The sequence below is a fragment of the Streptomyces sp. NPDC050759 genome (assembly GCF_044456945.1).
In the GTDB taxonomy this organism is placed as follows: domain Bacteria; phylum Actinomycetota; class Actinomycetes; order Streptomycetales; family Streptomycetaceae; genus Streptomyces.
In genome coordinates this window covers 15,898-36,452 of sequence record NZ_JBITGI010000026.1, presented here as the reverse complement: position 1 = coordinate 36,452, position 20,555 = coordinate 15,898, and the positions used below count along the sequence as shown (strand labels likewise).

Here is a 20,555-nt window from a genome sequence, read left to right as displayed (position 1 = left end):
GGGCGCGTCGTGGCCGGCACCCGCGGTTCCCCGCGGCCCCGAGGGTCAATACGTCCGGCGCCTGCGAACCTCTGTGAAGCGCACCGGAGTCCCCGGCACCGCCTGGGCTGCCGCCGGGAGGTCTGTCCCGCGGACCACTCCGATCACCGGGTAGCCGCCGGTGGTCGGGTGGTCGGCCAGGAAGACCACCGGTCTGCCGTCGGGTGGGACCTGGACGGCGCCCAGGACCATGCCCTCGCTGGGGAGTTCCCCTTTGAGTCTCCTCTCCAGGGCGGGTCCCTCCGTGCGCAGGCCGATGCGGTTGCTCGCCGAGGACACCCGGAACGTGCGAGAGGTGAAGGCCCGCACCGCTTCCGGGGTGAACCAGTCGTCCCGTGGGCCCAGCGTGACGTGCAGGACCAGTTCTGCGGGGGGTGCCGGCTGCGGCGCCGTGTCCACGCACGTGTGGAGGGAGTTCGGGGCGCCCAGGGGCAGTACCGCACCGTCCGTGAGAGGGGTCGGGCCCAGGCCCGACAGGAGGTCCGTGGAGCGGCTGCCCAGGACCGGCTCCACGGTGATTCCGCCGGAGACGGCCACATAGCTGCGCAGTCCTGAGACGGCCGTTCCGACGGTCAGCAGTGCTCCGGCCGGCACGTGTACGGGTGCGCCCCAGGCTGCCGGGCGGTCGTCCACCGACACCCGGCAGGGGGCTCCCGTGACGGCCACGGTGACCGTCGAACGGGGGCGCACCGCACAGCCGTTGAGGGTGGTCTCCAGGACGGCCGCCTCGGGGCGGTTGCCGACCAGACGGTTGGCGAGCGCCGCGGCGGGGCCGTCGAGGGCGCCCGACCGGGGCACGCCGAGGTGGGCGTGGCCCGGGCGGCCCCGGTCCTGGACCGTGGTCAGGGCTCCGGACCGGACGACGAAGAGGGCGCGGTCCGTCATGTCGCACCCACGAAGCGCACCCGCGTACCCGGTGACAGCAGCGCGGCCGGCACGCGCGTGTGGTCCCACAGCACGGCGTCCGTGGTCCCGATGAGCTGCCAGCCACCGGGTGACGAACGCGGGTAGACGCCGGTGTACGGGCCCGCGAGCGCCACCGAGCCCGCCGGGACGGCCGTACGGGGGGTGGCCCGGCGTGGCACGTCGTAGCGGGCGGGCAGGCCGGTGAGGTAGGCGAAGCCGGGGGCGAATCCGCAGAAGGCGACGGTGAATTCGGTGCCGGCGTGGATGCGTGCCGCCTCCTCGGGGGAGACACCCCAGTGCGCGGCCACGTCGGCCAGGTCGGGACCGTCGTAGCGGACCGGGAGTTCGATGACCGCACCCGCGCGCGGGGGAGCGGGAGGTACCTCGGAGGCGGTGAGTTCGGCGGCCAGGCGGGCCGGGTCGGTGAGGCCGTCGAGGAGGACCGTGCGGGCCGCGGGGACGATCTCGCGGACGGACAGCGAGCCCTCCGCGCGGCGCCGCACCAGCTCCGCGTGCAGCGCCTGGGCCTCGTCGCCCGAGGACACCTCGACGAGCAGGGCGGCGTCTCCGACCGGCAGTGCCCTCATAGGAACGCCTCCACCCGGACGCCCGACGTCTCCAGCCGCTCCCGGACCCGGCGGGCCAGCTCCACCGCGCCCGGGGTGTCCCCGTGCAGGCACAGGGAACGGGCTTCGACCGCGATGCGGGCGCCGGAGCGGGTGGTGACCACGCGGTCCCGTGCCAGGCCGACCGAGCGTGCCACGACCGCCTCCGGATCAGTGACCACCGCGCCCTCCTGGCCGCGAGGGACCAGCGTGCCCTCCTCGGTGTACGCGCGGTCCGCGAAGGCCTCCGTGACGCCCTCCAGGCCCGCCTTGCCGGCCGCCCCCAGGAGGCGTGAGCCGGGCAGGCCGAGCACGGCCAGCGTGGCGTCCGCGAGGAGCACGCCGTCGACGACCGCGGCGGCCTGCTCCTCGTCGTGGACGACCCGGTTGTAGAGGGCGCCGTGCGGCTTGACGTACGACACGCGCGTGCCCGCCGCCCGGGCGAAGACCTCCAGAGCGCCGATCTGGTAGGCCACCTCGGCCGTCAGTTCGGCGGACGGCACGTCCATCGCCCGCCGCCCGAACCCCGCCAGGTCCCGATAGGAGACCTGGGCGCCGATCCGGACCCCCCGCGCGGCCGCCAGCTCGCACACCCGCCGCATGGTGGCCGCGTCCCCGGCGTGGAACCCGCAGGCCACATTGGCGCTGGTGACGACCGACAGCAGTTGCTCGTCGTCGGTCAGCTGCCAGCGGCCAAAGCCCTCGCCGAGGTCGGCGTTCAGATCGATCGTCGTCATGGAAGCCTCGTGTCTCCATTCTCAGGCCACTCGGTACTGCTCGTCGCGGGCGTCCGTCAGGAACATCTGGCCGGGTGCGTGGGTGAGGGCGAACGGCGGGCGCGAGGCCATCACCGCGGCCTGCGGGGTCACTCCGCAGGCCCAGAACACCGGGATGTCGTCCGGTTCGGCGGTCACCGGATCGCCGAAGTCGGGACGGTCGAGGTCGTCGATGCCGAGCGCCGAGGGATCGCCGCAGTGCACGGGGCTTCCGTGTACCGCCGGGAGCAGACTGCTCTCTCTCAGCGCGGCCGCCAGGTGCTGCGGAGGCACCGGACGCATGGACACCACCATGGGGCCGTGCAGCCGCCCCGCGGGTCGGCACTGTCGACTGGTCACATACATGGGAACGTTCCGGCCCTGCTCAATGTGCCGGATCGGGACGCCCGCCTCCGAAAGTGCCCACTCGAAGGTGAAACTGCACCCGATCAGGAACGAAACGAGGTCGTCGCGCCAGTGCGCGCGCACGTCCGTCGGCTCGTCCACCAGTTCGCCGTTCTCCCACACCCGGTAGCGCGGGAGATCGGTGCGCAGATCGGCGCCCTCCGCGAGGACGGTGGTCCAGTCACCGGCGTCCGTGACGTCGAGGACCGGGCAGGGCTTGGGGTTGCGCTGACAGAACAGCAGCATGTCGTACGCCCAGTCGGCGGGCACCGAGATCAGGTTGGCCTGGGTGTGGCCGGCCGCGACTCCGGCGGTGGGGCCCGTCAGGCCCGCGCGGAAGCGGGTACGCGCCTGGGCCGGGCTCCACGCGTGCGCGTGCTCGTCCACAAGGGTCAGGGGGCGGTCTTCCGTACGGTTCACGCGAGTTCCTTCCCACGGGTCTCCGGCAGCCCGAGCAGGGCCAGTGCGGCGATGCCGTAGCCGATGGCGCCGAAGACCAGCGCCCCGCCCACGCCCCAGCTGTCGGCGAGGAAACCGACGGTGGTGGGGAAGACCGCACCGACCGCGCGGCCCGCGTTGTACGTGAAGCCCTGTCCCGAACCGCGCACCGCCGTCGGGTAGAGCTCGCTCAGATAGGACCCGAAGCCGCTGAAGATCGCCGACATGCAGAACCCGAGGGGGAACCCGAGGACCAGGAGCCAGGTGTCGGCTCCGCTGGGGATGTTGCCGTACGCCACGATGCAGACGGCCGACAGCAGGGCGAAGAGCCAGATGTTGCGCCGCCGGCCCAGGCGGTCGGTGAGGTAGCCGCCGGTCAGATAGCCGAGGAAGGCGCCGGAGATCAGGAACGTCAGATAGCCGCCGGTGCCGACGACCGACAGTCCGCGGTCGCTCTTGAGGTACGTCGGTACCCAGGTGGCGAGGGTGTAGTAGCCGCCCTGGACTCCGGTGGAGAGCAGCCCCGCGAAGATCGTCGTACGCAGCAGGTCGGGCTTGAAGATCGCTGCGAACGAGCCCTTCCCGGCACTCTTCTCGCGCACCGCGATCGCCTCGGGGGCGTCCTGGACCTGGCGCCGCATCCAGACGACCAGCAGCGCGGGCAGCGCGCCGGTCCAGAACATCACGCGCCAGGCCGTGTCGGCGTCGAAGACCGAGAAGACCAGCGTGTACACGATCGCCGCAAGCGCCCAGCCCACGGCCCAGGAGCTCTGGATCGCGCCGAGGGTTCGGCCCCGGTGCTTGGCGCTCGCGTACTCGGCGACCAGGATCGCGCCCACCGCCCATTCACCGCCGAAACCGAGGCCCTGGAGGGCGCGGAACACCAGCAGGGACTCGAAGTTGGGCGCGAAGCCGCAGGCCACGGTGAAGATCGCGTAGGTGACCACCGTGATCATCAGCGCCCGGACCCGGCCGGCCCGGTCGGCCAGCACCCCCGCCAGGGCTCCGCCGATACCGGAGGCCAGCAGGGTGACGGTGGTGAAGAGACCGGTCTGGCCGCTGTCCAGGCCGAAGTAGGCGGCCAGCGCGACCATGCTCAGCGGGAGCGTGAAGTAGTCGTAGGAGTCGAGGGCGTAGCCGCCGAACGCGCCGGCGAAGGCGCGGCGGCCGCGTGGACCGAGAGCGCGGTACCAGCCCAACGCTCCGTCTTCGGCGGGGCGTTCGGTCGGTGTGGAGTGGTCGGTCAGGGCCTGTGGGGGCGGGGTCGTGCTCATGGGCACCTCGCAGAAGGGGGACGGAGGATGCGGAGTTGAGCCGTGCGATGGAGAGAACCGTAGAGGATCGTTCAACGATCCTTCAATACCCGTGTTGTTTCGTTCTCGTGTCTGCGGTTGAATTCCGGGCATGGCAGAGCAGCTGAGCGGACTGGCCGACGATCGCGCCCTCCTGGGCCGCACCAGCACGGCCGAGCGAGTCTCGGACATCCTCAGAAGTCGCATCGCCGAGGGGTACTTCCCGCCGGGGACCCGGCTGTCGGAGGACAGCATCGGAGGAGCGCTGGGTGTGTCCCGCAACACACTGCGCGAAGCTTTCCGCCTGCTCACGCATGAGCGCCTGCTCGTCCACGAGTTGAACCGAGGCGTGTTCGTCCGGGTCCTGGCCGTCGAGGACGTGGAGGACATCTACCGGACCCGCTCCCTCGTGGAGTGCGCCGTCGTCCGCGGGCTGGGCGCGCCTCCGTATGCCCTGGACGCGCTGGCCGAGGCCGTCGTGGAGGGGCAGCGGGCGATACGCGAGGGTGACTGGAAAGCGCTGGGCACGGCCAACATCCACTTCCACCGGGAACTCGTCGCCCTCGCGGGCAGCGAACGCACCGACGAACTGATGCGCAGCGTCTTCGCCGAACTGCGGCTGGCCTTCCACGTCGTGGACGATCCCAAGGCCCTCCACGAGCCGTACCTGGCCCGCAACCAGCAGATCCTCGGGGCGCTCCAGGCGGGCGACCGGGAAGAGGCGGAACGACTGCTCGCCGTGTACCTCAAGGACTCGTTGGAGCGAGTCGTCGAGGTGTACAGACGAAGGGTCGGCGACGACATCTAGGGGCGCGAGGAACTGCGCGACCAGCCCCCACTGACCCGCAGACAAATCTCAAGCCTGGTTCCCCGTCCGACCGCCGGAGGCGATCCGCACGGTTTGGGGAGTTGTCAGACCGAGGACCTAGTCTGTGCACCGTGACTTCGCCTGCGACGACGGACAGCGTTCCGCCCCAGTTCAGCGCGGGGCCGCGCCCCGCACCGGGCCCGGCCGCCGACGAGGGACTGGCGCGGCGGCTGCGCGCGCTCGCCTGCACCGCGCCGCTGCACGACCTCGACACCCGCAAGGCAAATCTCGCGGGTGAGTACTCGGTGTACGGCATGGCGGAGGTGGCCCTCTCGGCCATCGACCTGGTCACCCTGAACATGGACTTCGACACCGGCGCCGACCACGACCAGATAGTCGCCCGCCTCATCCCTCGCATCGCCGCCCAGGCCCCGCAGCGGCCCGTCGCCGAGCATGAGCGCGTGGCTCGCTGGGTCCTGGAGAACCTGATCAACGTCGGCAGCGTCGACCGCGGTTTCCGCGCGGTCTACGGCACTTTCGCGCCGGACGGGACCTATGTCCGGCGTGACTACGACTTCAAGCTGATCGAGGAGGTGCCGGGGCCCGGCGGCTCGGTGTATCTCCGGACCACGGACGAAGCGGTCAACGTCCTCGTCGGTGCCCTCGACACCGACGTCACCAGCGCCCAGATCGCCGCCGAGGTCAAGCTGGAGGTGCTGATCAGCCGCGGTCGCCTCGCCGACGCCCAGCTCGCCGCGGAGCAGGCCCGGTACCGGACCGTGCAGTACTCCGAGACCCTGCGCAGGGCACTGGACGCCACCCGCCGCAATGTCCGGGCCGTCGACTGGCTCAACTCCGTGCCCGACATGGTCGCCGAGGCCCTCGACCACGTCGCCGACCGGTACCGCCACGAGAACGCGATCCTGACCAACATCCGCAAGGCGCGGGACGAGTCCGAGGACGCCGAGCAGAAGCGGCGGGCCGCCGAGCTCGTGGACATCGTCAAGGACTGCATCCGGCGCCACACCCAGCTCCAGTCCCGGCTCCTCGAAGCGGGGCCGCTGTTCCGCGCCGAACAGGACCGGCAGGCCTTCGCGACGCCGATGACCACGTCGGGGATCGATCTGTACGGCCACCTCGTCGCGCCGGTGCTGCCGCTGCCGTTGGAGCAGGCCGCCCGGGTCACCGACGCGTTCTTCGCGCGCGGGACCGGCCTGCGCACGCCGGTGTCGGTCCGGGTGGGCGATCTCGTCGACATCCTGCTGACACCGCCGATGGAGCGGGAGCACCTGGGCGCGGAGATGCCGGAGCCGGACCTCATCGCCACGCCGGACGACAGCCGGTTCAGCGAGGAGCAACTCGCGTCCGCGAAGGAGCTGCTCGACCTGCCGGCCGACGCCCCGCGACGACTCTCGGGACTGCTCGCGGAGGCCCGCCGGACCGGCGGCTTCGATCTGGCCTACCTGGTCGCCCTGTTGGCGGTCCACGCGGCGAGCCCCGCCGTCGGCACCGCCTACCGCCAGGGCGAGCAGAAGCTGCTCTTCGCGGTGGACGACGGGACGGAACTGGACGATCCGGACTTCGGTGGCGCCGACCTCATCGTCGGCACCGCCCTGCTGGACGCCGTGGGGATGGCGGCGGACCGGACGGAAGCAGCATGAGTGAGCAAGAGCGTGACAAGGAGCACCAGCCGTGAGTGAGCATGTCGAGTGGAGCGACACGGAGGCCCCGACCCCGTCGGCGCCCGCCGCCGTCACCCCGGCCGACGCCGCCGACGCCGCTCGGCTCGTCGCCTTCGGACTGCAGCCCAAACTGCAGCCCGCTCGGGACCAGGAGTACGCCGAACTGCTGCGGCGCCACCGGGAGGACCCCCCGTTCGCGCGGCTCGCCGACGCCGTCGCCGCCGGACTGGGACTGGTCGTCCTCGAAGTGTCCCCGCGCGCGGGCATGGCCGTGACCGCCGCCGAGGACTCCGTGTTCGCCGTCCGCATGGGGGACTACGCGCGTCGTACGTCCGCCGACGGTGGCGACCGGTTCCTGCACGGCCTCGCCCATCTCGCCGTGGCCGCCATGGCGTTCCCCCGGCCCGAGGACCTCGCCGACGACGGTTACATCGGGCGCGTCTCGGTCAACGGCGTCGACGCCTTCGTACGGCAGGCCTGCCGACGCCTTGAGGAGCGGGCCGAGGAGGTCGGCGAGAACACCGACCCGGCCACGGACGCGCCGGGCCTCGAGGCGGCCTGGCGGATCTGGGCCAGACGGAGCGCGGCCGGCGCGACCAAGGACGCGCGCCGGCTCGCCGGGTCCACGACCGGCATCGTGGGCAAGGCCGCCGCCTTCCTCACCGACTCCGGGTTCCTGCAGCGCACCGGGGACGACAACGGCGGCACCTACCGGACCACGGCTCGTTACCAGCTCCAGGTCCGGGACATGGCCGGAAGCGCCGCCATGGCCGAACTCCTGGAGCTGGGAGTCGTCCCGGTCACCGACGGCACACCGACCCTGCTGCCGCCCGAGGACGGCGACGACGTGGAGCTGGCGGCCGATGCCGGGCTGCCGTTCCACTCCTGAACTTCCCTGACCTGCCGAAGACTTACGAGAGTCCGCCATGTACGAGCTGTCCCGGGTCCGCCTCTACTCCATCGGTCCTGCCGGTGCGCGCTACGCCGACACCGTGCTTGACCTGCGGGGCGTCGGCGCAGAAGTGCCCGACCCCGCGCCCACCCAGGCGGAGTTCTTCGAGGAGGAGCCCGTCGGCCCGCCCCGCAGGCCCGCCCCGGCCGGAGTGCTCTTCCTCGAGAACGGCGGCGGCAAGTCGGTGCTGCTCAAGCTGATCTTCTCGGTGATGCTGCCGGGCCACCGGAACACGCTCGGCGGTGCCAGCTCCGGAGTCCTGCGGAAGTTCCTGCTGGCGGACGACTGCGGACATGTGGCCCTGGAGTGGCAGCACACCCTCACCGGAGAGTGCGTCGTCGTCGGCAAGGTGAGCGAGTGGCGGGGGCGCCAGGTCTCCAACGACCCGCGGAAGTTCGCCGAGGCCTGGTACTCGTTCCGGCCCGGACCGGGGCTCAGCCTCGACAACCTGCCCGTCGCCGAGTCGACCGCCGTACGGCCGCCCGCCGAGGGCCAGTCGGCCGCACAGGGCCGTCGCCGGACCATGAAGGGCTTCCGGGACGCCATCACCGAGGCGGGCAAGGCGTATCCGCATCTGGAGGTGCACTGGGAGGAGATCCACGACCGGTGGATCGAGCACCTGGGCGACCTCGGCCTGGACCCCGAACTCTTCCGCTACCAGCGGGAGATGAACGCCGACGAGGGCGAGGCCGCCGGCCTCTTCGCGGTGAAGAAGGACTCCGACTTCACCGACCTGCTGCTGCGTGCCGTGACCGACACCCGCGACACCGACGGACTCGCCGACCTGGTCGGCGGATTCGGCAACAAGCTGGGGCGACGCGCCGAACTGATCGCCGAACGGGACTTCACCGCAGGGTCCGTGGACCTGCTGGGCCGGATCGTCGAGGCCGCCGAGGCGCGCACACGCGCGCGTGACATCCACGCGGGCGCCGAACGCCGTACCCGGACCCTGGCCCGACGGCTGTCCGCGCGGGGCGTCCAGGAGCGGGTGCGGGCCGCCGACCTCGCCCAGCGGGTCACCGCCGCCGCGTACGCCGTCACACACGCCGAGGGTGGCCGGGAGCGCAGTGCGCTGATCGCCGCCGAACTCGCCTACCGGCACGCCTCCCTGGCGCTCGCCGCCGCCGAGAAGTCGGCCGCCGCCCAGAAGCGCGAACTCGCCGAGGCGCGCACGCTGCACTCCGCGTGGCAGGCCGCCGAGGCCGTCCTGCGCCACCGTGCCGCAGCCGACCGGATCGCGCGCGTGGCCGCCGCCATCCAGGAGGCCGAGCGGGACGCGGCCCCCGCGCTCGCCGCCCGGGCCAAGGCCGCCGTCGATCTTGTCCGGGCCCTGCACGCGGCCGCCGAGAGCGCCGAGGCCCTCGCCAACGAGGAGGAGGAGCGGTCCGCCGCCCTTCAGGAGGTCGGCGAGTCCGCGTACCGGGACTCCACCTCGGCCGCGACCGAGGCACAGCGCGCCCGCAGTGAGATCGGGCATTTGCGCCAGCGGCTGAGCGAGGTCGAGCAGGAGACCGCCGAGGCGGTCCGCGCGGGCTGGCTCGACGACAGCGCCCCCGACGCCGACCCCGCGCGCGCGGCCCTCGCCGCGAGCGACGCCGAGAAGACCGCGGTCGCCGCCTGGGACACCGCCCGTGAGGCCTCCCACCGAGCCGCCGAGCACGCGCGCGAGGCAGCCTCCGCCGAATCCCGCGCGGAGCTCACGGCCGCCCGCGCGGAGGACGCGGCCACCGCGGCCGCACGGTCCTACGAGGCCGAGCGGCGGCTCGCCGAGGGGCTGGCCCGCGAGGAGCGGCTCGCGGAGCTGCTGAGTCTTACCGGGACCTCCGGCGGTGTGCCGGGACCGCGCGCGGCGGCCGAGGGCACGAAGACGAACGACACGGCCAGGCGCGACAGTTCCGGAGCCGATCCGCACGCCGGCTCCATGGGTGCTCAAACCGACGGCGGCCTGACCCCCGAGGACCTCGACCGTTTCGCCGACGAACTGCGTGAACTGCTCGACGACTCCGTCTCCTCCGCCGAACGCCAGCTCTTCGAGCTGCGTACGGCCGCCGCCGACGATGCAAGGATCCTCGGCGCGCTCGGTGACGGCGGGCTGCTGCCGCCGGGACCGGACGTGCTGGCCACGGTCGAGTTCCTCGGCGAGAACGGCATCCCCGCCCTGCCCGGCTGGCGCTATCTCGCCCAGGCCGTCGACCCCGCCGACCACGCGCGCGTGCTGGCCGCAAGGCCGGAACTGGTCGACGGCGTGATCATCACCGATCCCGACACGCACGCACGCGCCCGCGAGGTCCTGAACGACGCGGCACTGCTTCCCCGGTCCGCCGTCGCCGTGGGGACGGCGGCTGCCCTCCTCGCACCCACTCCGGCCCCCGAGTCGGACAGCGGGAACGTCTTCCTCGTACCCCCGAACCCGGCCATGCACGACGAGCATGCCGCCGACGAGGAGCGCCAGGCGCTGCGCGCGCGGGCAGGCGAGCGGGACGAGGAGATCCGGTCGCTAGCGGCCCGCCTCGCCAAGGACCGTGAACTGTCCGCCCGGCTCGCCTCCTGGCGTACCGGCTGTCCGGCCGGCCGGCTCGTCGAGCTGGCGCAGGCCGCCCGGGACACACGCGCCTTCGCCGAGGAGGCGGAGGCCGAACTGGCGGAGGCGCGCACCGTGCGGGCCGAGGCCGACGAAGCCGCCGCCGAGGCCGCGCGGACGCGCGACGAGCGGCAGGAGGCCGCACAGAAGGCCCGGCGCGCCGCCGACGCCCTCGCCGGCCTGGCCTACCGACTGCGCGAACGGGCCGGCTGGCAGGTCAAGCTGCGCGAACTGGCCGACGAGGCCACCGAGTCGGAGGCCCGCGCCCAGACCTGTCTGGAGCGCGCCCGCGCCGCCGACGAGGACCGGCGCGGTGCCCAGCGGGCCGCAGACGACGCCCGCCGTACCGCCCGTGCGCTGCGCGCCGAGCGCGCCGAGATCGCGGGCGCCCCCGACGACGTACCGGACAGTGACCCGGATGCCTCCAAGGCGTCCCTGCCTGCGCTCCGCGAGGCCTATCGGGCCGCCTCCCAGCTGTACGAGAAGGTGGGTGTAGGTGCGGACCTGCGGGCCGAACAGGCTCGGGCGGAGAGCGACGACAGCGCGGCCCTGGCCGAACTGGACCGGCTGAGCAACAAGGTCCGCACGCGCGCGGCGCAGTTGCTCCAGTCGCCCGACGGGTCCGACGGGCCCTCCCGGCAGGCCGCCGCCGCCCGTGCGGAGGAGCTGGTGCAGCTCCTGGAGACCCGTGTGTCGACCGCGAGCGAGCAGCTTGGGCGGTTGCGCGGCGAGGCCGAGCGGCACGCCCCCGAGGACGGCGAGGCGCACACCGAACTGTCGCCGGAGCTGGAGCCGCGCGACGCCGAGCACGCACAGGCGCTGTTGCGCACGGCCACCGCCGAACTCGCCTCTCGCACCGAGGCGTTGGCGCAGGCCCGGGAGGCACACGCGGAGCTGCTCGGCTCCCACCGGGCCGCCGAGGACGCGGCGGGCGGCTTCGACGAGATCGCCGCGATGCTCCGCGACCTGCTGCGCGAGCACCCCATGGAGGACGAGCAGGAGGAATCGGAGCCGTATCCGGGCAGCCCCGAGGAGGCCCGTCAGGCCGCCGCCGAGGCCCGCCGGTCGCTGCGTGGCTGCGCCGCCGACCTCTCCGCCGCCGAGGCCGCCGTGCGCGAGGCGAGCGACGTACTCGTCCGGCACGCCAACTCCACGCGCTACGAGCAGGTCCGCACCCCCGCGCGGCAGCAGATCCGGGAGCTGCCCGCGTCCGCGCTGCCCGAGCACGCACAGAAGTGGGCGGACGCCTTCGCGCCCCGACTCCGGGTGCTGACCGACGAGTTGGCCCAGCTGGAGCGGAACCGGGACTCGATCGTGGACCGGCTGCGGGGGCTCGTGGAGTCCGCCCTGGCCACGCTCAGGTCGGCCCAGCGGCTGTCCCGGCTGCCCGAGGGGCTCGGCGAGTGGTCCGGTCAGGAGTTCCTGCGGATCCGCTTCGAGGAACCCGACCAGGCGACACTGACGGAGCGGCTCGGCGAGGTCATCGACGAGGCGACCCGGGCCGCGGTGAAGAAGAACTCCGACCTGCGGCGGGACGGAATGTCCCTGCTGCTGCGGGGAGTCGCGGCAGCGCTGCAGCCCAAGGGCGTGGCCGTGGAGATCCTCAAGCCCGACGCCGTGCTGCGCGCCGAGCGCGTGCCCGTCGGGCAGATGGGCGACGTGTTCTCCGGCGGCCAGCTCCTCACCGCGGCCATCGCGCTGTACTGCACGATGGCGGCCCTGCGCTCCAACGACCGGGGCCGGGACAAGCACCGGCACGCCGGCACGCTGTTCCTGGACAACCCGATCGGCCGCGCCAACGCGACGTATCTGCTGGAACTCCAGCGGGCGGTGTCGGACGCGCTGGGTGTCCAACTCCTCTACACCACGGGTCTGTTCGATACGACGGCACTCGCGGAGTTCCCGCTGGTCATCCGCCTGCGCAACGACGCGGACCTCAGGGCCGGCCTGAAGTACATCAGCGTGGAGGAACACCTCCGCCCGGGCCTGCCTCAGCAGCCTCAGGCGGGCGAGGCGGTACGCAGCGAGATCACGGCGACCCGGATGTTCAAGCGTCCGGCACCGGTCACTCCGTAAGGAGACTCAGCCGCTCAGGAGTGGGACAGCTGCCCTGCGCCGCCTTGTCGCCGTATCCGCTCCTGCGTCCGCTCGGCGACCCGCGCCTGCCGCCGGGCCTTGCGCCGCTCACGCCGCAGTGCCCGCGCCGTGCTGCTCGGGGTCGACACCACGCCGTGGCGCTGGTTCCACACCTGGCGGGTCACCCAGACGTCCAGGGCGCCCCAGGTGGCCACCACCGTGCTGGCGACACTGCTGAGCACCATCGGGAACGCCAGCCAGGAACCGGCCAGGGTGCACAGGAAGGCCACCATCGCCTGAAGCAGGGTCACGGCGATGATGAGCACCGCACGCACCGCGGAGTTCCGCACCGGATCCGGCAGCCGACGCCTGCGGGCGGGTTCCTCGACCCACAATGGCTGGTACGGCTCCTCCCGGGCGGTGCCGCGCCTGCTCGGCATGTCCGACCCCGCCGGTATGTCGTGAACCCGCGACTCCCGGCGCCGAGGCGCCGTCGAACCCGCCGTCCCCACGCCGCTTTCCGGCGCCTCCTGCCGTTCCGCCGTGCCCATCACCGTGTCACTCCCCACCGCCGGCAGACCCCTTGTCCCGGTGTCCGTGGACCGGGCTTCAAGGTGACTGCCCGGCTTGCGCTGTTTTACGCCGCCCAGTTGCAGATGCGGCTCCTGTGGCCGAATCCACCGCCATTTCCCGAAGAGAAGGACGAACAAGACCTCTTCAAGATTCCCGCTCCACGTCAAAGAAACGAAAAATTCCAGCCAACCACCCGTCCTGGCCGATCAGTTCCGGTCGCACGCGGACCGCCTGATCGCAGGGGGCAATCTCCCGCAATGGGGGGACAACTCCCCATGTCGGGACACCAGAGCGGAAGTTCAGGTTCCGGACGCAACTTCGAGTTACGCGTGCGTCGGTAGTAGGCTCGCGCCGTTTGTTGACGTACATGTGTACCCCCGGCCGGCGGGGGTCCAGCTGGGGGAGGCCATGCGCTTTCGCGGGAAGTCGATCCGCCGGAAGATCGTGGCGCTGCTTCTCGTGCCGCTGGTGTCCCTGATCGCGGTGTGGGGCTTCGCCACGGTGCTGACGGGACGTGAGGTCGCCCAGCTGTTCCAGGTGTCGACCGTCACGGAGAAGCTCGGTTATCCCATCGAGGACACCGTGCGGGTGCTCCAGCAGGAACGCCGCCAGACGCTTGTCTATCTGGCTGATCCGCGCGCGTCGGACGCCCTGTCCGCGCTGCGCAGCACGAGGAACGCCTCCGACGACGCCATCGCCAAGTTCCGTCAGAACGCGCGCGATCCCGATGTCCGCGACGGACTGGACCAGGACGACGACGAACGCCTCACCGCCATCCTGGACGCGTTCGACGGCATCGACTCACTGCGCCGAAGCGTCGAGGAGGGTACGGTCACCCGGCTCCAGGCCTTCGACCAGTACAACCGCCTCGTCGACCCCGCTTACGCCCTGCTCGCCACCCTCGACGGCGTCGACAGCGTCGAGTTGGACAAGCAGGCACGGGCTCTGGTCAACATCACCCGGGCCCGCGAACTGCTCTCCCGCGAGGACGCCCTGCTCGGCTCCGCCCTGGTGGTGGGCAAGCTCACCCGCGACGAGATCCGTGACGTCTCCGACCTCGTCGCCCAGCGGACCCTGCTGTACGACATCAACCTGGGAGTGCTGCCGACGTCGGAACGCGAGCGGTACGAGCGCTTCTGGAAGAACGCCGGCACCGCCCCACTGCGCTCCGCGGAGCAGTCCGTCGCCGGTGCTGATCCCGGCACCGACGGCAAGGTCAGCGCCAAGAGCTGGGACGCCGCCGCGGGCAGTGTGCTCGACGAACTCGCCAAGCTCGACGACCAGGCGGGCGACCGCCTCCAGGACCGCGTCCGCCCTGACGCGATGGGCGTGATCATCAAGGCGGCCGTCGTCGGCGTCCTCGGCCTGGTCGCCCTGCTCTTCTCGCTCGTGCTGTCCGTGCGCGTCGGCCGCGGCCTCATCCGCGACCTGCGGCAACTGCGCCTGGAGGCCCACGAGGCCTCCGGCGTACGGCTGCCCAGCGTGATGCGCCGGCTCTCCGTGGGCGAACAGGTGGACGTCGAGACCGAGGTCCCGCGTCTGGAGTACGACAAGAACGAGATGGGTGAGGTCGGCCAGGCCCTCAACACCCTCCAGCGCGCGGCCGTCGAAGCCGCCGTCAAGCAGGCGGAGTTGCGCGCCGGGGTCTCCGAGGTCTTCGTCAACCTCGCCCGCCGCAGCCAGGTCCTGCTGCACAAGCAACTCACGCTGCTCGACACCATGGAGCGCCGCACCGAGGACACCGACGAGCTTGCCGACCTCTTCCGCCTCGACCACCTGACCACCCGTATGCGCCGCCATGCCGAGGGCCTGGTGATCCTCTCCGGCGCGGCCCCCTCCCGGCAGTGGCGCAAACCCGTCCAGCTCATGGACGTCGTCCGCGCCGCCGTCGCCGAGGTCGAGGACTATGAGCGCATCGAGGTCCGCCGGCTGCCCAGGGTGGCCGTGACCGGCCCGGCCGTCGCGGACCTCACGCATCTGGTGGCCGAACTCCTGGAGAACGCCACGGTGTTCTCCCCGCCGCACACCGCCGTCCAGGTCCTGGGCGAGCGCGTCGCCAACGGCTTCACCCTGGAGATCCACGACCGCGGACTCGGCATGGCCGCCGACGCCCTGCTGGACGCCAACCTCCGGCTCGCCGAGACACCGGAGTTCGAGCTGTCCGACACCGACCGACTGGGTCTGTTCGTGGTCAGCCGGCTCGCCCAGCGGCAGAACGTCAGGGTCTCGCTGCAGCCCTCGCCGTACGGCGGTACGACGGCCGTCGTCTTCATTCCCGACGCGCTGCTGACCGACGACGTCCCGGACACCAACGGCATCGGCTTCCGTCTGGACCGCCCCCGGCCGTCGAAGGAGGCCGAACTGGAGGAGGCCCAGCGTGTCTCGCTCACCCGGGGACCGGCCCAGCTGACGGGCAGGAAGCCCGCGATCCTGGACGGCCCGGTCGAACTGGAGGCTCCTGTCGACCTGGACGCCCTGAACGACTTCCCGGGTGTGCTCGACTCCGAGGACAGCGAGCGTGGCGGCCTGTTCCGCCCGCGCCGCTCCCTGGCCCAGGTCGACGACGAAGCCCCCGGAACCGACGGGGCGGACATCGGCGACGGCGGCCCGGACGCCCCGGTGTCACTGTCCCGCCGCAGAACTCCCAAGCTGGTCACCTCCCACGGACGCCCGGTCACCGACGAGCGGACGGGACGCGAGGAGACGGACGAACCACCGGCGATCGGCCCGGGCGCGTCCCGGCCGCAGACAAGCCCCTCGGCGGGGCAGGGGCCCGCCCGTTCCGAACCTCCCACGCTGCCGAGCCGCCGCCGCGCCGCGGCCCTGCGCCGGGGCACCGGCGTGGCCGACCGCCTCGACGAGCTGACGCAAGCACCGACCTCCTCGGCATCCCCGAGCCGTGAACCCGGCGGGCCGTCCGGCGCTCCGGTCCTGCCCCGACGCACCCGGCGTGCCGAAATCGCGTCCAGCGGCACGGGACCGGACTCGGGCGACTCCGCCACCGGCGCCGCCGGCAGGCCGGACGCGCCCGCTCTCGGCCCCGTCGCGTCCGCTCCGGGCGCCCTCGGCGGGGGCGGCCCTGCCGACTCCGCCCCGGACAGCGCCGTACGGCCCGGCTGGGGCGAGTCCGCACGCGGCGCCTCCGGCTCGGGCAGGCCGCCCCTCGGCGCCGCACGCGGGCCCCAGGACGCCGCCCCCGGCACCGCTCCGCTGCCCCGCCGCGTACGACAGGCCAACCTGGCCCCGCAGCTCAAGCAGACCCCGGAGCGGCGCCCCCAGAACCAGGCGGAGCCCGCCGAACGGGACGCCGACGAGGTCCGCAGCCGCATGGCCTCGCTCCAGCGCGGCTGGCAGCGTGGCCGTGAGGAGAACGCCGTGGGCGACGACCCGCCAGGCGGCACAGCACCACAACGAACGACTAAGGGGGACGGTCGATGACCGCACCGAAGGCGACCGACAAGTCCGGCGAGCTGAACTGGCTCCTCGACGACCTGGTGGACCGCGTCGCGAGCATCCGCAAGGCCCTGGTGCTCTCCAGCGACGGCCTCCCGACCGGCGTGTCCAAGGACCTGACCCGCGAGGACAGCGAGCACCTCGCCGCCGTGGCGTCCGGGTTCCACAGCCTTGCCAAGGGCGTGGGCCGGCACTTCGAGGCCGGCAACGTCCGGCAGACGGTCGTGGAACTGGACGACGCCTTCCTGTTCGTGACGGCGGCCGGCGACGGCAGCTGCCTCGCCGTCCTCTCGGACGCCGACTCGGACGTGGGCCTCGTCGCGTACGAGATGACGCTCCTGGTCAAGCGGGTCGGTGTGCATCTCGGTGCCGCCCCGCGCACCGATCTGCCTCAGGGCGGGTAGTGAGATGGCATGAGCACAGACGGTCAGGGAAGAAGCCACTGGTTCGACGACGAGGCCGGGCCGGTGGTCCGTCCGTACGCCATGACACGCGGCCGCACCACGAGTGCCGGTCAACACCGTCTCGACCTCATCGCGGTCGTCGTGGCCGAATCCGTTACGGACGACCCCGAAGGGGACCACTCGCTGTCCCCCGAGCACGTGGACATCGTCGACCTGTGCCGGGACACCCCCCAGTCGGTCGCCGAGCTGTCCTCCGAACTCGACCTGCCCATCGGGGTCGTACGGGTCCTCATAGGCGACCTCGTGGCCTCGGAGTGGGTCCACGTGAACCGGCCGGTGCCGCCCGCCGAACTCCCGGACGAGAGCATCCTGCGCGACGTGATCAACGGCCTCAGAGCCCTGTGACCGACCGACCGGCCCGCCCGCCCGCCCGCCCCGGGGGCCGCTCCGTCAATGCCGGCCCTCGGTGAACACCGAGGACGTGCCACGGACCCACGCCTAGGGTCCCCACCGGTCCGCGGCGGGCACCGGCTCACCCCTGCCGATATGATCTGACTGATCGTCGACGACCATCCGCGGACGGCCGCCCACCTGTCCGCGGACACGGTCGCGAGCAGTGCGATCGGGGAGACGGACGTGAGGACAGGCCGGCAGTTGTGGGTCGACCGGGGCGGCACCTTCAAGGACGCCACCCTCTCCGGCCCCGCCGGCGGCATCGTCGGGATGGCCTGTATGTCCCAACTGGCCGGTTCCGACCGGGTCATCGGCTTCGACATGGGCCCCGCCTGCTACCGGGGCGGCGGCCCGCTCGCCGTCACCGACGCCGACGTGATGCTCGGTCGCACCCAATCCGCCCCCTTCCCCAGGGTGTTCGGCCCGGACGGCGACCAGTCCCTCGGCGCCGAACTCGTCCGCGACCGCTTCACCGCCCTCGCGCGCGAGATCCGCGAGCGGACCGGTGCCTCCGGGTCCGGCGCCGGCGGCGGCTTCCCCGGCGCGCCCGCGCTCCAGACCCACATGACCAACTCGCGGCTCACGGGCCCCGAAGTCCTGGAGCGGCGGCCGCCCGTACAGCTCGACGAGTGCGCGCTGCGGACAGGCAGCGGCGGCGCAGGAAAGGGGCACGGCGGAGACGGTGCCGTACGCCGCATCCGGTTCCACGAGCCCATGACGGTCTCCATCCTGTCCCAGCACCGTAGGGTGCCCCCGTACGGCACGGCGGGCGGCGAGCCCGGTGTACTCGTCATCGAGACCCCCGGCGGAGGCTATGGCCCGCCGTCGACCCAACACCCCCAGCAAGCAGGAGAAGAGACCAATGATCTTCGGGCGTTCTGAGCGCGGCAAGCCCCCGGTCGAGCCCGTCACGCTCAAGATCCTGGTGGCCGGTGGCTTCGGCGTGGGCAAGACCACGTTCGTGGGCGCGGTCAGCGAGATCAGGCCGCTGCGCACCGAGGAACTGCTGACCGAAGCAGGGCGCCCGGTCGACGACACGAGCGGTGTCGAGGGCAAGCGCACCACCACCGTCGCCATGGACTTCGGGCGTATCACCCTGCGCGAGGACCTGGTGCTGTACCTGTTCGGCACACCCGGGCAGGAACGGTTCTGGTTCATGTGGGACGAGCTCTCCGAAGGTGCCCTCGGAGCCGTCGTGCTCGCCGACACCCGCCGCCTGGAGGACTGCTTCGCGGCAGTCGACTACTTCGAGCGGCGCTCCATACCCTTCCTCGTCGGCGTCAACTGCTTCGAGGGAGCGATCCGTTACCCGGAGGAGGACGTACGCCAGGCCCTCGACCTCGACGAGGACGTACCGATCGTGCTGTGCGACGCCCGGCACAAGCAGTCGGTCAAGGACGTCCTGGTAGGCGTCGTCCAGCACGCCATGGCGTACTCGGCGCGGCGCCGTCAGACCGTCACCACCTGAGAAGGGTGCGGCCCGTACCCCCGCCGACAGGGGTACGGGCCGCGGCTTTTCGGCGTCACACGCGCGCGTGCCTAGTGCTCGCCGTCCTCTTCCCAGCCGAAGCTCTTCTCCACGGCCTTGCGCCAGTTGTGGTACTGACGGTCCCGGACGGACGCCTCCATGTTCGGCGTCCACTCGACGTCCTTCTGCCAGTGGGACTTCAGCTCGTCGAGGTCGTTCCACACGCCGGTGGCGAGCCCGGCGGCGTACGCGGCACCCAGGCACGTGGTCTCGGAGACCTTCGGCCGGACCACCGGCACGTCGAGCACATCCGCCTGGTGCTGCATGAGCAGGTTGTTCTTGGTCATGCCGCCGTCCACCTTCAGGGTGGTGATCTGCACCCCGGAGTCCTGGTACATGGCGTCCACGACCTCGCGCGTCTGCCAGCTCGTCGCTTCGAGCACCGCGCGCGCGAGGTGTGCCTTGGTGACGTACCGCGTGAGACCCGTGACGACACCGCGCGCGTCGGAGCGCCAATAGGGCGCGAACAGACCGGAGAAGGCGGGCACGATGTACGCGCCGCCGTTGTCCTCGACACTCGCCGCCAGGGGTTCGATCTCGTCGGCGGTACGGATGATGCCGAGCTGATCGCGGAACCACTGGACCAGGGCGCCCGTGATGGCGATCGACCCCTCCAGGCAGTACACCGGCGCCTCACTGCCGATCTTGTAACCCATCGTCGTGAGCAGCCCGTTCTTCGAAGGGACCGGCCGATTACCCGTGTTGAGCAGCAGGAAGGAGCCCGTGCCGTAGGTGTTCTTCGCCGTGCCCACGTCGTAGCAGGCCTGCCCGAACACGGCGGCCTGCTGGTCGCCCAGCGCGGACGCCACGGGCACGCCCGCCAGTTGGCCGACCGCGGTGCCGTAGACCTCGGCGGACGACTTGATCTCGGGCAGGACGGCGTCCGGCACGTTCATCGCGGACAGGATGGACTGATCCCACTGGAGGGTCTCCAGGTTCATCAGCATGGTCCGCCCGGCGTTCGTCACGTCGGTGACGTGCTGCCCGCCGTCCGTGCCGCCAGTGAGGTTCCAGATCAGCCAGGAGTCGATGGTGCCGAAGGCGATCTCACCGTTCTCGGCGCGTGCGCGCAGCCCCGGCACGCTGTCCAGCAGCCAGGCCGCCTTCGGTCCCGAGAAGTAGGTGGCCAGCGGCAGCCCGGTCTGCTCACGGAAACGGTCCTGCCCGTCGGCGCCGCCGAGCTGCTTGGTCAGCGCCGCGGTGCGGGTGTCCTGCCACACGATCGCGTTGTGCACGGGCTTGCCCGTCGCGCGGTCCCACAGGACCGTCGTCTCGCGCTGGTTGGTGATGCCGAGCGCGCTGAGCTGGTCCGCCCGCAGCCCGGCCTTGGCGATGGCCCCGGCGACGACGGCCTGCACCTTGGACCAGATCTCGGTGGCGTCGTGCTCCACCCAGCCGGGCTTGGGGAAGATCTGGCGGTGCTCGCGCTGGTCGACGGCCACGATCGCACCGTCCTGGTTGAAGATGATGCAGCGGCTGGAGGTGGTGCCCTGGTCGATTGCGGCGACGAACTTGTCCGTCATGACGTCCCCTTCGTCGGTTCCTGCACAAGGCTGCGTTTCACGGGCTGCGTTTCACGAGGGCTGCTTGTCACAAGTGCTGTGT

Annotated in this window: 16 protein-coding genes and 1 pseudogene; 10 read left to right on the top strand and 7 right to left on the bottom strand. The window is 72.0% G+C overall.

Annotated elements, in window-relative coordinates:
* Window positions 1–45: 45 nt before the first annotated feature.
* From ACIBJB_RS43995 to ACIBJB_RS43975, 5 genes are read right to left on the bottom strand one after another with little or no spacing between them, the layout of a single operon-like run.
* Window positions 46–924 carry a biotin-dependent carboxyltransferase family protein gene (locus tag ACIBJB_RS43995; RefSeq protein WP_398939787.1) on the bottom strand — a complete coding sequence of 293 codons (879 nt, stop codon included), beginning with the start codon at window positions 922–924 and terminating at the stop codon, window positions 46–48.
* A complete protein-coding gene (pxpB, locus tag ACIBJB_RS43990; RefSeq protein ID WP_398939786.1) occupies window positions 921–1,532 on the bottom strand; it encodes a 5-oxoprolinase subunit PxpB in 612 nt (203 codons plus the stop codon). Before pxpB ends, ACIBJB_RS43995 begins: the two co-directional genes overlap by 4 nt.
* Window positions 1,529–2,287, bottom strand: coding sequence for a LamB/YcsF family protein (locus ACIBJB_RS43985; RefSeq protein ID WP_398939785.1), 759 nt, complete (start codon window positions 2,285–2,287; stop codon window positions 1,529–1,531). Before ACIBJB_RS43985 ends, pxpB begins: the two co-directional genes overlap by 4 nt.
* A 21-nt stretch (window positions 2,288–2,308) precedes the next feature.
* Window positions 2,309–3,130, bottom strand: a complete 822-nt coding sequence (locus tag ACIBJB_RS43980; RefSeq protein ID WP_398939784.1) for a putative hydro-lyase — start codon at window positions 3,128–3,130, stop codon at window positions 2,309–2,311.
* On the bottom strand, window positions 3,127–4,422 hold the full coding sequence (locus ACIBJB_RS43975) for an MFS transporter (protein WP_398939783.1): 1,296 nt from the start codon (window positions 4,420–4,422) through the stop codon (window positions 3,127–3,129). The genes ACIBJB_RS43980 and ACIBJB_RS43975 overlap by 4 nt, the downstream gene beginning before the upstream one ends.
* 130 nt (window positions 4,423–4,552) lie before the next feature.
* Between ACIBJB_RS43975 and ACIBJB_RS43970 the strand changes: the two genes are divergently transcribed.
* From ACIBJB_RS43970 to ACIBJB_RS43955, 4 genes are all read left to right on the top strand, one after another.
* Window positions 4,553–5,248 (top strand): GntR family transcriptional regulator, encoded by a 696-nt coding sequence (locus ACIBJB_RS43970; RefSeq protein WP_398939782.1) that lies wholly within the window; start codon window positions 4,553–4,555, stop codon window positions 5,246–5,248.
* A 131-nt stretch (window positions 5,249–5,379) separates the two neighbouring features.
* Window positions 5,380–6,909 carry a hypothetical protein gene (locus ACIBJB_RS43965; protein WP_398939781.1) on the top strand — a complete coding sequence of 510 codons (1,530 nt, stop codon included), beginning with the start codon at window positions 5,380–5,382 and terminating at the stop codon, window positions 6,907–6,909.
* 31 nt (window positions 6,910–6,940) lie between these two features.
* On the top strand, window positions 6,941–7,819 hold the full coding sequence (locus tag ACIBJB_RS43960) for a hypothetical protein (RefSeq protein ID WP_398939780.1): 879 nt from the start codon (window positions 6,941–6,943) through the stop codon (window positions 7,817–7,819).
* A 37-nt stretch (window positions 7,820–7,856) separates the two neighbouring features.
* Complete coding sequence (locus ACIBJB_RS43955) at window positions 7,857–12,539, top strand: hypothetical protein (protein WP_398939779.1); 4,683 nt, start codon at window positions 7,857–7,859, stop codon at window positions 12,537–12,539.
* 14 nt (window positions 12,540–12,553) lie between these two features.
* Here the strand turns inward: ACIBJB_RS43955 and ACIBJB_RS43950 are convergent, their stop codons facing one another.
* Window positions 12,554–13,090 carry a hypothetical protein gene (locus tag ACIBJB_RS43950; RefSeq protein ID WP_398939843.1) on the bottom strand — a complete coding sequence of 179 codons (537 nt, stop codon included), beginning with the start codon at window positions 13,088–13,090 and terminating at the stop codon, window positions 12,554–12,556.
* Between the two features lie 430 nt (window positions 13,091–13,520).
* Between ACIBJB_RS43950 and ACIBJB_RS43945 the strand changes: the two genes are divergently transcribed.
* The 6 genes and pseudogenes from ACIBJB_RS43945 (at window position 13,521) to ACIBJB_RS43920 (ending at window position 18,890) form a co-directional block, all read left to right on the top strand.
* Entirely contained in the window at window positions 13,521–16,550 is a 3,030-nt protein-coding gene (locus ACIBJB_RS43945; protein ID WP_398939778.1) for a nitrate- and nitrite sensing domain-containing protein, read from the top strand.
* Entirely contained in the window at window positions 16,547–16,969 is a 423-nt protein-coding gene (locus ACIBJB_RS43940; RefSeq protein ID WP_057614086.1) for a roadblock/LC7 domain-containing protein, read from the top strand. The genes ACIBJB_RS43945 and ACIBJB_RS43940 overlap by 4 nt, the downstream gene beginning before the upstream one ends.
* 9 nt (window positions 16,970–16,978) lie before the next feature.
* A complete protein-coding gene (locus tag ACIBJB_RS43935; RefSeq protein WP_062044901.1) occupies window positions 16,979–17,374 on the top strand; it encodes a DUF742 domain-containing protein in 396 nt (131 codons plus the stop codon).
* Between the two features lie 231 nt (window positions 17,375–17,605).
* Window positions 17,606–17,737, top strand: a pseudogene (locus ACIBJB_RS43930) (hypothetical protein); the annotation flags it as partial.
* Window positions 17,711–18,304: a hydantoinase B/oxoprolinase family protein gene (locus ACIBJB_RS43925; RefSeq protein ID WP_398939842.1), complete on the top strand. Its 594-nt coding sequence runs from the start codon at window positions 17,711–17,713 to the stop codon at window positions 18,302–18,304. The pseudogene ACIBJB_RS43930 and the gene ACIBJB_RS43925, both read left to right, overlap by 27 nt.
* Window positions 18,285–18,890: an ATP/GTP-binding protein gene (locus ACIBJB_RS43920; protein WP_266525905.1), complete on the top strand. Its 606-nt coding sequence runs from the start codon at window positions 18,285–18,287 to the stop codon at window positions 18,888–18,890. The genes ACIBJB_RS43925 and ACIBJB_RS43920 overlap by 20 nt, the downstream gene beginning before the upstream one ends.
* 71 nt (window positions 18,891–18,961) lie before the next feature.
* On the opposite strand, the gene glpK is transcribed toward ACIBJB_RS43920, so the two are convergent.
* Window positions 18,962–20,473, bottom strand: a complete 1,512-nt coding sequence (gene glpK / locus ACIBJB_RS43915) for a glycerol kinase GlpK (RefSeq protein ID WP_398939777.1) — start codon at window positions 20,471–20,473, stop codon at window positions 18,962–18,964.
* Window positions 20,474–20,555: the final 82 nt, after the last annotated feature.